Raw genomic sequence first — 12092 nt, 5'->3', positions numbered from 1 at the left:
AAAATCCTGTTGCAAATCAAGTGGATAGCTTTCCATGGTTTTTCGATTTAGAAATTTCGGCCAGTAATAGGTATTTATATTTAAGTCAATTGCATAATGATTATGGATTCATTAAATCATGTTATCCAATACGATTTCCAAGCTGCCAATGTGCAAGCAAGTAAAGATACAATTGCCGATATAACAAATCTTGCTTATGCTGGCTTATTAGAACTGGCGCCAAACAATAAAAATTTATTTATCATGTTGAGGTTAACCCTGTTGTCACATTCATGTATCCATTTCCAGATAGTGTGCACAACTATATAAACGAAAACCTAAATGTAATAAATGAGCCCGATAGTGATAATTGCAATTTTACACCATTTAGTTTTACCTCGGTGGCAAAGCGCACTTATTATGGTTTGCCTAATAATCCCAATTATGAATTGGGGCGGCTTTACGGTTCACCTTGTGATACGTTGCAGTGGACAAACCTCACCCCGGCCTCTCCAAAGGAGAGGGAGTAATTCAAATTACTTACATATCTGCATGGGGAGAAGTTGTTTATAAATGCAGGTGGGCTGCAAGGGAAGAATGTAACGGTGAGTATATACGATGGGCGGGAGTATTGGTAGGGCACAATTTTGTGCCCTTACATAACGGTTACGCTACAGTGGATGTGGATTGTAGTGGTTGGGCGAGTGGGATGTATGTTGTATGTTTGGAAACGGATAAGGAAGGTTGTCGAAGAAATTTATTAAGGAATGGAAATATTTATTGATTTTTTCAATTGTTATATTAATCGTATTTAATATGATGATGAAACTCAAAAGTCATTTTGTATTTTTGCAAAAAATAATCATGCTCATAATTGGAATTGCAGGAGGCTCCGGCTCGGGAAAACAACAGTGGTAAAAGAAGTGATGAGTTCTTTTTCGCTCAATCAGGTTGCTATACTTTCGCAGGATAGTTATTATAAAGAATAGCAGCCACATTACGATTGAGGAAAGGAAGGGTATAAACTTTGACCATCCAGAAAGTATAGAATTTGATTTGCTTGTAAATCACTTGCACGAACTACGCAAAGGCAAAATTGAACAACCACTATACGATTATATTACTTCCACCCGACTAAAAGAAGTAAATAACATAGAGCCAAATAATGTAATTATTGTAGAAGGCATTTATTATTTACCGATAAGCGTGTGCGCGACTTGTGCGATATAAAAGTCTTTGTAGATGCCGAACCCGACGACCGCCTCATACGCATTATAGAGCGTGATATGCGCGAGCGTGGCCGCAGCGCACATCAGGTGATTAACAGATACACGGTAGTGAAAGAAATGCACACAAAATTTATTGAACCTACCAAACGCTTTGCCGATGTTATAATTCCACAAGGGGGCGAAAACAAAGTGGCCATAAATATGCTGGTAGCAACCATACTCAAAAGTTATTGAAGTCGAATCAGTAGTTGGGTCTTTTGATTCACACTCAGTTATTATATTGCCCCTAATTTTAATTAAACTTCAAAATCAAGAAATTTTTCTCTTTTGGCTGTAAGCACGCATACTTGCTACTTGTTTGCAGACCTTGCTTTCGCTAGAATATACTGAAGGCTAACGTGAGGTTAAAGTTCGTGATAGCTTAGGCATCTATAGCAAATCAAATTTCTCAATAAACACGTGACCATTTCAAAGTCGAAATCAATAGCCTAATGTCAATACTACACTCCTACCCTAAGCAATCCTTTTAATTTACACTATCTTATATTAAGCCACATAATCGCTAAGATAGGTAAAGCGATCGGTTAGCTTTCCATCTTTAGTTATGGATGCCCGCGTAATTAATCCATCATCCTCAGCTTTAATTAATGATGGGAACACTTTCGTTATTAGTTCTGCACCAAAATCTTCGCTTGCATCGCGTGGTAGCGAACATGGAAGATTATCAACTGCCATTACAGAAATTGAGCTTTCACTAAATCCATTAACATACTGACGTTCGTACTGTTCCCACTCATAGTATGGCTCTTCTATAGTAGTTGCAAAAGTGGTGCATGGTATACTGCCATTGATATCACAGGTAATGTCTCCAATAGTACGTATGGTAAAGTTAGCCTTGCCCATATCTTCTAACGTAAACAACCGAGGCGCTCGGGGATGCCAAAATGCACAGTGAATAAGCATATCCGTCTTGTTGCTGAACTTATTAAAGGTGCTTATATATTCTTCGGGATGCGCATAAAAGTGAGGGCTGTTCCAGGGTAACTTATCCTGATGCACATGATAGTCATTAGAGTGGAGGTGTGTGTAAACAGGTTCATTAAAGCTGAACATCATATACTCATACACAGACACTTTACGAATTTTCATGCCTCCCAAAATTTCTAATGCACCATTACCTACCCGGCCTCCACCGGTTACGGCAATACGAATATTTTTTAATCGCGCTTTGCGCAATTCCTTTTCAAGCTCAGCCTTATGCTCACAATCCTGAGCAGGCTTCAAGGTAAACGAGCCATACTTTAAGCCATGCAAGCGGATGGTGTTGTAGGCGCCAACTATGCCAGCAAACCTGCCAAAACCAATTATCCGATTTTCAGATTCATCCACTAAACACTCGTAGTCTATCATTTGCATTTTCTTGCTTAATAATGTTTGAAGCAAGGTGCGGTTGTGGGGTTGCTTTTTTATAGTGTGCGAAAAAAATAAATACTTTTTTCCTGCTAGCAGGTTCTCTTTGGGAACTTCCTTTATTCCTAATAACAAATCACAATCCGATACATGATTAGTTAATTTTATTCCGGCAGCCTCATATTCACTATCGGGAATGCTGCGAATGCCACTTCGCTCGACAACTATTTCGATGCCCGGGTATAGCTGTATAAGTTGCTTGCATTGTAAAGGGGATAAGGCTACACGTTTATCCGGGGGAGTTTTCCCTTCTTTGATGATACCAATTTTCAAGATGAATCGTTTTTTTTAAAGGACTGCGAAAGTAGTAATCCTATTTTGAAAAAGAATTTTTTTGTTTATTTGAGGTGTTCTATATAAAGCATACAGACATGAAAAAAAATTTAACTATTACTTTGTTGCCGTTTTGGCTGCTGCTATTTCATGCGAGGTTGCAAGCACAGGGTGACACCGTGTTTTTTCGGAATATAGCATCTATAGGACCATTGCAATTCAACTTTAATTCTGACAGTTTTTATTTAGATACCGTTTATGATAAGCTGCTTCAACAACAAGTTCATAAAATAAACGCAAAAGGCAGCACCCCACTTTTATCATTTTCGAACCCCGATGTTCCCAAGTTTGCCGCAACATTTATAATCCCATCGTCCGGAAATTACGAGATAAAAATTACTTCCTCGTCCTATTATGAAATCAAAGATGTTAACCTGCTACCTGCAAAAGGCAACTTATACCGCAATATAAATCAGGATAGTGTAAACTACCTATACGGGGATAGTTACACAAAAGATGAATTCTTTCCATCATCGTCAGCAAGGGTAAGTCATACATTTATGCTGCGCGATTTCAAAGGGATAACCATTCATGTATTTCCATTTCAATATAATCCTGTGCAGCGCATGCTACGCGTTTATACAAACATGGCACTCGAATTATTTTGCACGGATGATTGCGAAACACCAAAAGTTTCTGCCGTTCGAAATATTGATACCGAGTTTGACGAAACATACAAAAGGCTTTTCAAAACTATGAATGGTATAAACCTGCCTCTGCCGGTAGATGAAAATGGAAGCATGCTGATAATTGCGGCATCGGGCTACTCCCTACTTTGCAACCACTCGTTGATTGGAAAATTCGCTCTGGCACAGCTACCGAAGTAATAGATGTAAATCAGATTGGTAATAATGCAGGTGCCATAAAAACCTATATTCAAAATTACTATATCAACCATCCGGAATTAAAATATATTCTGCTTGCGGGCGATGCACAGGATGTTGCAACGCCAATTTTCTGGGGAGGCGCTGCCGACCCCTCGTATGGCTATCTTAATGGAAATGATAGTTATGCAGAAGTATTTGTTGGCCGGCTTTCGGCAAATACCCTTGCAGAGTTGCAAGTGCAGGTAGCAAAAATACTTGCTTACGAAATAAATCCGGACACCACTAAAACATATTATGGCCATGCCACGGTTATAGGCAGTAATGCCGGCCCGGGTGATGATGGCGAAATGGACTGGGAACATGCCCGAAACCTGCGCACTAAATTGTTAGCATACACCTATGCCAACGTGCAGGAGTTATATGATGGCACCCACCCCGGAGGCAACGATGCAAGCGGAGATCCGCTTGCGTTTGACTTTTACACTCAGCTGCAAAACGGCATAAGCCTGGCAACGTATACAGGCCACGGTACAAGCAGTACATTTACTACCACCGGCTTCAATAGCAACGACATCAGCAGCCTTACCAACTTTAACCAATGGCCCTATATTTGGTCGGTAGCATGTGCCAATGGTGATTTTAATAATGGTACCTGTATGGCCGAAAGTTTTTTGCGTGCCGAATACAATGGTCAGCCTACAGGAGCTGTGGCCACGCTCATGTCAAGTATTAATCAATCATGGGTGCCACCCATGGATGCGCAGGACGAGTTTATCGATATACTTACCGAAACTTACGTTAACAACATAAAACGAAGTTTTGGTGGCATAAGCGTCAATGGATGCATGCATATGAACGATAACTACGGCCCTGCAGGCGATGAAATGACCGACACGTGGTGTTTGTTTGGCGATCCTTCGATGCAAGTGCGCACAGCACCTCCCTTTGTTCTTGCAGCTACGCATACAACCATTATTTCGTTTAACGACAATACGCTTGCATTATCCTGCAACAAACAGGATGGCGCTACGGTATGCCTTAGCAATAATGGTCAACTACTTGATAAGCAGCCCTTGCAAAACGGGCAGGCACTATTGAATTTTAATTCAATTGGAAATCAGGATACCTTACAACTTACTGTGTATGGTTACAATTGCAAACCTTATCTGGCCGATATTAATGTGTTGCCTGTAGCCCAGGCAGAAGTGCAGGAATCGGGAATTTCTATTTATCCCAATCCAGCAACAAGCAACCTTTACCTAAAAACTAATACTCCCATTTTGTCTATTGAAATCTTGTCGATGGAAGGGCGCATGCTTAAACAATGGAAAGAAAATAAAAACGGTGCTATAGATATAACGATACCCATATACGATTTGAGTAATGGAAATTATATTGCAAAAATTGTTATTAACGATAAACTTTTTTTAAAAAAATTTGCTGTAAACCGTTAACAGTAAGCTCTAAGTGTTTATTGCCAGTTTAAGAGATCGCTAATAAAAACTAGTCGCGTCTTACTTTATTTTCGTTTTGCTTAAATTTATAAAGTCGGAAGTTGCGGTCAGCATATACTTCCTGCCCGAGTGTTGCAACTAAGGCATTACATTGCAAGTAGGAAGCATCGGTAATACAACAATATTCGGTGCCTTCGTCAATTACTCGCCTGATTTTCTTAAACGAACTCTCGGAGGTATCTTCAATAACATGCCCTTGCCGTTTTAAAAAATACAATGCTCCATTGGGAGTATGCTCGGGCAATACTGCAATCTTTGCATCTTGCGGTACACCACAATCTTCAAGCACTTCTTTGGCATAGCGTAAACGAAATCCAACACGCGCGTGATAATTACGTTCACCGGTTTCATACCTCGCCTCCAACTTTTTAGATGCAAAGTTAAAACTCAAAAACACTAACACTACCAGGGCAATGCGTGCAATTGGGTTTCTGATAATTTGTGGAAATAACTTCAACACATTTGCAAAACCAAATGAGGTCATAATCATAATAACAGGCAGCAAGGCAAGAAAGTAGTAATCGTGATCATAAAACTGAAAGTAAAATAACAGCACATATGCAACGGAACCCAAAAGCAGCACTAACGCAAAAGCGTTATTTTTAAATGTGTTTTTCCATGCCAAAACTATTGCCAATGCTGCCAACACAAAAAATGTATGCCAGGTCGAAAAATAGTAATAGCTGCCAAACCAGCCATTAGATACACGCTGATAAACTTCATGGATGGTTTGATCAGACTTTTGCCATATTGCATTAATACTGGTTAAGAAAAAGAAGCAGGAATTAGCTTCATTAAACTTAATAACATACACATTCCATGCAGCTATGCTGCCTGCATAAATTAGAACTGTAATCAAAAATGAAACAACCAATTTCCCATGAATGATCTTCCTTTTTTTATTGAATAAATAATTGAGTACAGTTACTGCAAAAAGCGAAACAGGTATTAAGGCAAAGCTGATTCTAATAAGTGAGCCAAGCGTTAAAAACAGTAAAGCAAGCCATAAGTAACGGAGTAATGTTTTCTGTATAAACTGATAATAAAAGTAAAAACCAATAAGAGTGAATCCCAGAGCTGGAGGATCAGGAATTACACCTATACCATAATACAACAAAATACCTGATGAAAGATATAACATTGTAAACACCAATGCATAGAATTGCTCATTAAACAACTCTTTTAATAATTTATAGAAATAAAAAAAACCGATAAGTACAATACTTGTGTTTAGGATTTTTAATACGGCAACATGTTCAACAGAAACCCGATAAAATAATGCTGCTAAATAATACACAATAGGAAACTCGCTGGCACAATGGCAATTGTTAGCATCGGCATTTAAAATAGAAGGAGAAAAAAAACCGGACTCGAAATAATAATAACCAAGCGTAAACGAAAGGCTATCGGTTTGGCGCCAAAAGTGAATACCTTGTGGGATTAGAAAGAGATACCGGCTAAATCCAAAAACAAAAAACAGTAAAGCCACACTAAGGAGAAATAAAATTACATCAGCATTTCTAAAATCGATATTCAAAAATCGACTAAGGCCACTGGAATTACTATTACTATTCATAAAGCTTAAATAGGGAAGATAAACTATGGCAAACATACAAAACACATTTTGTTTAACGTAACAGCAATACAAATTCAAATAATTGGGTTAATTTCTATTTGAAAACTTTTCTATATCAACTGCAATGCTGGTAGCGATGAAATTATTTTTACCATCTTATAAAAAAAAAAATGAACGCTTTTAAGAACATGTTTTTGTGCATGCTGCTATTAGCTACGTTAGCATACACCCAAAACATTTATGCGCAGGGGCCTGCATTATCTTCTTTTGGAACGGTGCAGGGTGCCGAACAAGGCAATAGCATTGTGCAAACTACCGATGGCGGTTATGTTATACTGGCTAGTGGCAGCATTAACCCACCCTTTAATAATCTGTTTGGTACTACGCTTATCAAAACCGATTGCAATGGTGCGATTGAATTTTACCGCACGTTAAAAATAGGAGATGTTAGCGTTGGACTTAACCTGCATCAAACCAAAGATAAGGGTTACGTTTTTCAACTAATTTCGAATAGCACACAAACCAATCATGTATGCATAGTTAAAACAGATAGTGCTTTTAATCAGCAATGGTGTAAGCAATTTCCGTTTAGTGGTTTACAAACTGATGATATGATTTTGGATGTGAATGAAAACATATACTTTGTAACCAATGCACAAAATACGCAGGGGCAATATCCCGAGATTGCACTTGTAAAAATAAGCCTAAGCGGAACACTGGTCTTTTATAAAAAATTCAGTTATGAATATGGCCTTACTCCGGTAGCTCTGGAATTAACAGGTAATGATGAGATTGTTATTTTATCAAAAGCGAAGAGCATAACTGATCCATTTTTAAATCTGGCAATCAGCAAGCACAATGCGCAAGGCAATTTTATATTGGCCAAGTTATACAACACCGTTTACGATGCCGAACCGGAAGACATGGAAATAGACAACAGTGGTAACTTTTATATTGCCGGCCGCACCCCTTTTATAGCTACTGCCTACGATGCCTTTTTGCTAAAACTGGATGCTGCATTTAACCTTAAGTATTCAAAATTTTATGATGCATCTACTGCGCAAGGCGAAGCCTTTCGCTTTTTAAAATTACATCTGGGCAAACTTTATCTGTTGGGAGATATTGGCACCTTTGATGAGCGCGATATGGCCATTACACGTACTAATCTTAATGGCAATATAGATTGGAGTAAGCGTTACAATGCATCACCCTTGTTTACCAATTATTTATTTAGCGGATGCATTAACAATCAAAACAATATGGTGGCAACAGGCGATTTTAGAGTAGGGAGTGGTCGTGATGCAGTGATGCTTAGTACCGATAGTAGCGGTTGGGCAGGTTGCTTTACACAAAATTTTCAATGGAACATTCGTGATTCAATTTTAAGTTCATCGTCTATTGCGTATATAGAAACTTCACCTGCAACATTTCCAATTGATACGCAGGTTAGTCAGGCTCAGTTGCAGATAAATCAAAACATACTTTGCAGCCAATTGCCTCCTTGTATTGCTTTTAGCGCAAGCAAGAAAAGTGAATGTCCTGACTTGTGTTATCAGTTTACAAACAATAGCGTGCCGCAGCCCAATGGTTTTTGGTACTGGTCGTTCGAAAATGGCGAACCATCCTATGCCTTGAGTTACAACCCACCTTTGGTTTGTTATAAAGATACAGGCAAACATATTGTCAAATTAAAACTTACCCTGTTGGGCAAAACATCCGAAATACAATATGATGTTAAGGTTGAACAGGATTGCTACCTCAATATTCCCAATGTGTTTACTCCCAATGACGATAGCGTAAACGATGAATTCTTTATAAAAAATCTTCCTGCCGAATTTACTCTAAAGATATATAACCGATGGGGCACCCTGGTATACAGCAATAGTGACAGAAGCAAGATGTGGGATGGAAAATCAGAAAATGGAAAATTGGTTAGTGAGGGTGTTTATTTTTATGTACTTGAAAGTCCTACTTTTGAGAAAAGCATAACAGGTAGCGTAACTGTCATTCCCTAATGGTTGCTAGATGCTTTTGAGGAAAAGCGAAATCGCTTTTCTCTTATTCTCATCAAGGTGATAATTTATATTAGCAGTAAGGTAGTGAGTGGCTTCTGCTTCATCAATTTCATACTGTTTACTTGAAGCAATAGCGGCCTTAATATTATATACACCAAAGGCTAACGCATTATTAAATGCGTTTATCATTTTATCATCAAGACCTGGCTTACAAACCCACACAGCAAAAGCAAAAGGTAACCGGGTATGCAGTTTCCACAATTCGCCCAAATCATATATTAACGAAAACTGATTTTTAAGCTGCAAGGCGCGATCACCAATTATCAACGCCAATGATTTATTCTTATCAAATTGCAACTCATATCCCGGCAATGCCGGTTCGAACTTTTTATTAAGTTTAAAATAATCGCGAATCAACAACTGTGTAAGTTGAATGCTGGTGGTGCTTTGATAGTCGAGCAATATGCTCTGTGCATCATCCATGTTGCAGTTTCCTGCTAATATTACGGAAGCTACCGCCCCATTGCAGCCTATGCAATAATTGGTTATGACTTGAGCATCGGGAATAAGTTTCAATGCAGCAATCGGCAGTAAGGCAATATCGCACTCATTGTTTTTAAAAATATCCAACAAGCGGCTGGGATAATGCAATTGAAGCTCGAATTGTAAAGGCGATTGTTGTAAACCAAAAATAAATGGTAAGGTATTTAAATAGGAAACTGCTGCTACTCTTAACATACCACCAAAAAAAGTGTTATTGCAATGAATCTTTAAGTATTTCGACCGGTAAAGGCAATTCGAAATTTATACTTGAATCAATCGCAGTATTAATAACCGAATCTTTACGTAACGAATCTCGCATGTAAATATCATCCTGGTTTTGACACCAGTACTCCTTACGAATTTTAATAGGCGGCTTGCTTAGGCGGCCTCGTTGTACTCCGGTTCCTTTGCTGTGCAGTGCTTTTTCGAGGTATTTGCCTACAATGGGCAATGCGGTGCTTGCTCCTTGCCCCGATCCCCACCTCAGATGCACGCTGCGATAATCGGCACCAACCCATGCACCGGTTACCAGATTTTTTGTTATGCCTACAAACCAACCATCGCTGTAATTGCTGGTAGTGCCCGTTTTGCCAGCAAGTTCATTTCCATCATCAAACACCTTATAAGCCCACAATCCCGATGCGGTTCCACCGGGTTCCTGTATACTACCCATAAGCATAAAAATGGTAAGCCAGGCTGTTTCTGGATTTACGACTTGCGTAAATTTAGGCGTAAACGTTGCCAATACTTTACCATTACGATCGGTAATGGTGGTTATAAGCAAGGGGTCAGTGCGCTTACCCAGATTAAGCATAGTGCCATACGCATTTACCAGTTCAAACAAGCTGACATCGCTACAGCCTAAACATATAGATGGCACTGAATCAAGCTTACTCTTGATGCCAAGTTTTTTGCAGTATTCTATTACTTCTCCCCAACCTATCGAATCGGTAAGTTGTGCCGTTATCGAATTACAACTGCGGCCTAATGCCCTGCGTAATGTCATATTGCGATAACTAAATTTTTCATTGGCATTTTTAGGTTCCCACTCTTGTCCACCCTCGTAACGTATTTTAACGGGCTTGTCGGTAAAGCGGTCGCAAGGTGTAAAGCCACAATCTATAGCAGCTAAATAAGCAAATGGCTTAAAGGTACTACCCGGCTGCCTTTTACTTTGAAACACCTGATCGTATTTAAAAAACTTATGATCAATTCCACCAACATACGCCTTTATGTGTCCTGTAAATGGATCAAAAGAAATCATGCCTGCACGTAAAATTTTTGCATAGTAACGCAACGAATCCATAGATGATAATGTAGTATCCTTTGGCCCTTCGTGTGTAAATACCCGCATTGCCTTGGGGTGCGCAACAGTTTCCATACGGAATCATTTTTTTCGCCATGCTGCCTGATTAAATCTAAATAGATTGGCGTGTTCTTTATATTGTCCTCAATAAAGCGAGGAATCTCAGCACCATCTTCATTACGCCATGGATTTTGACCGCGCCACTGTTGGTAAAATTGCTTTTGCAATTTTTTCATATGCTCACGTGTGGCATCCTCAGCAAATTTTTGTAATCGTGAATCAATAGTCAGATAAATCTTTAGACCATCCTCGTATAAGTTGTACTTATATTTATCGCACCACGATTTCAAAATATTTTCGGCCTGCACGCGGATGTACGAATCGTGCTCATCGCTTTTTTTCTTTTGCTTAAGCGACAGGCTTATGGGTAAGGCCACTGCACTATCATGAGCTACTTTGCTTATAAATTCATATTTGAGCATTTGCCCCAAAACCACATTCCTCCTTTCGAGGCTTCGTTTCTTTTGTTTAATAGGATTGTAACTGCTGGTAGCTTTCAGCATTCCAATAAGCAATGCAGCTTCTTCTAATTCTAATTCTAAAGGTTGCTTACTAAAATAATTTTGACTTGCCACCTTTATTCCAAACCAATTATTCCCAAAGTCAACTGTATTAAAATACATTTCGAGAATATCCTGTTTGCTATAAAAAGTTTCGAGTTTTACCGAAGTAACCCACTCTTTGGTTTTATAAACTACCGCCCGCACATATGGAACATATTGCAGCAGTCCCTGATTGATTTCCTTTCGGGTTTTAAACATATTCTTGACCAACTGCTGTGTTATGGTGCTGGCACCTCGCTGATCACCCTGCGCTGTGCTAATCATTCCACTGAGAAGTGCGTATATGTCAAGACCATTGTGCTTATAAAATCGTATATCTTCAGTCGCTACAAGCGCATCTATTGCTACTGGTGCAATGCTTTGATATGTAATGGGGGTGCGGTTTTCTGTGTAATATTTACCTATAATAACACTATCACTCGAAATTATTTCCGAAGCAATGGCAACCTCCGGATTGCGTATTTCTTCCAAACTAGGAGTATAACCAAACAACCAAAGGAAGTTAAGCTCCAAAGCCACAACGTATACAACCATCCATAATACGATACGCACAGGCCATAAGATGAACTTATTGCTGATATAATTTCTAAGTTGTAGTGCTTTAAAAACCTTAACTATCGATTGCCACATATTTTTATTAATACCCCGTCCTTAAATAAAAGGGTTGAACCGCCAAA

10 protein-coding genes and 1 pseudogene are annotated in these 12092 nt (G+C 39.0%); 6 read left to right on the top strand and 5 right to left on the bottom strand.

All coding sequences use genetic code 11. The annotated features are described in order from the left end of the window. Positions 1-272 precede the first annotated feature (272 nt). The 3 genes and pseudogenes from IPO27_08220 to udk all read left to right on the top strand — a co-directional run bounded on the left by IPO27_08220 (position 273) and on the right by udk (position 1442). Positions 273-509 (top strand): hypothetical protein, encoded by a 237-nt coding sequence (locus tag IPO27_08220; GenBank protein ID MBK8846508.1) that lies wholly within the window; start codon positions 273-275, stop codon positions 507-509. Then, the gene (locus tag IPO27_08215; GenBank protein MBK8846507.1) at positions 467-763 is read left to right on the top strand and encodes a hypothetical protein; all 297 of its coding nucleotides are present in this window, start codon (positions 467-469) and stop codon (positions 761-763) included. The genes IPO27_08220 and IPO27_08215 overlap by 43 nt, the downstream gene beginning before the upstream one ends. 80 nt (positions 764-843) lie before the next feature. Continuing rightward, positions 844-1442 (top strand): annotated as a pseudogene (gene udk / locus IPO27_08210) (uridine kinase). 312 nt (positions 1443-1754) lie between these two features. Here udk and IPO27_08205 read toward each other — a convergent pair. Beyond that, a complete protein-coding gene (locus IPO27_08205) occupies positions 1755-2951 on the bottom strand; it encodes an alanine dehydrogenase (protein MBK8846506.1) in 1197 nt (398 codons plus the stop codon). Positions 2952-3049: 98 nt separating this feature from the next. Between IPO27_08205 and IPO27_08200 the strand changes: the two genes are divergently transcribed. Together IPO27_08200 and IPO27_08195 are read left to right on the top strand one after the other, a co-directional pair. After that, on the top strand, positions 3050-3838 hold the full coding sequence (locus IPO27_08200) for a hypothetical protein (protein MBK8846505.1): 789 nt from the start codon (positions 3050-3052) through the stop codon (positions 3836-3838). After that, positions 3787-5292, top strand: coding sequence for a T9SS type A sorting domain-containing protein (locus IPO27_08195; protein MBK8846504.1), 1506 nt, complete (start codon positions 3787-3789; stop codon positions 5290-5292). Before IPO27_08200 ends, IPO27_08195 begins: the two co-directional genes overlap by 52 nt. 49 nt (positions 5293-5341) lie before the next feature. Here the strand turns inward: IPO27_08195 and IPO27_08190 are convergent, their stop codons facing one another. Beyond that, positions 5342-6928, bottom strand: a complete 1587-nt coding sequence (locus IPO27_08190; protein MBK8846503.1) for a glycosyltransferase family 39 protein — start codon at positions 6926-6928, stop codon at positions 5342-5344. Between the two features lie 170 nt (positions 6929-7098). Here IPO27_08190 and IPO27_08185 point away from each other — a divergent pair, with 170 nt between their 5' ends. Continuing rightward, complete coding sequence (locus IPO27_08185; GenBank protein MBK8846502.1) at positions 7099-8943, top strand: gliding motility-associated C-terminal domain-containing protein; 1845 nt, start codon at positions 7099-7101, stop codon at positions 8941-8943. A gap of 6 nt (positions 8944-8949) precedes the next feature. Here IPO27_08185 and IPO27_08180 read toward each other — a convergent pair whose 3' ends face one another. From IPO27_08180 to IPO27_08170, 3 genes are read right to left on the bottom strand one after another with little or no spacing between them, the layout of a single operon-like run. Then, the gene (locus IPO27_08180; protein MBK8846501.1) at positions 8950-9681 is read right to left on the bottom strand and encodes a menaquinone biosynthesis protein; all 732 of its coding nucleotides are present in this window, start codon (positions 9679-9681) and stop codon (positions 8950-8952) included. A 16-nt stretch (positions 9682-9697) separates the two neighbouring features. Continuing rightward, the gene (locus IPO27_08175) at positions 9698-10792 is read right to left on the bottom strand and encodes a hypothetical protein (protein MBK8846500.1); all 1095 of its coding nucleotides are present in this window, start codon (positions 10790-10792) and stop codon (positions 9698-9700) included. Next, positions 10747-12045: a transglycosylase domain-containing protein gene (locus tag IPO27_08170; GenBank protein ID MBK8846499.1), complete on the bottom strand. Its 1299-nt coding sequence runs from the start codon at positions 12043-12045 to the stop codon at positions 10747-10749. Before IPO27_08170 ends, IPO27_08175 begins: the two co-directional genes overlap by 46 nt. Between the last annotated feature and the right edge of the window lie 47 nt (positions 12046-12092).

The organism is Bacteroidota bacterium (assembly GCA_016714535.1).
In the GTDB taxonomy this organism is placed as follows: domain Bacteria; phylum Bacteroidota; class Bacteroidia; order AKYH767-A; family OLB10; genus JADKFV01.
Note: the sequence above shows the minus strand (reverse complement) of the source record. Positions and strands in the feature narration are given on the sequence as shown.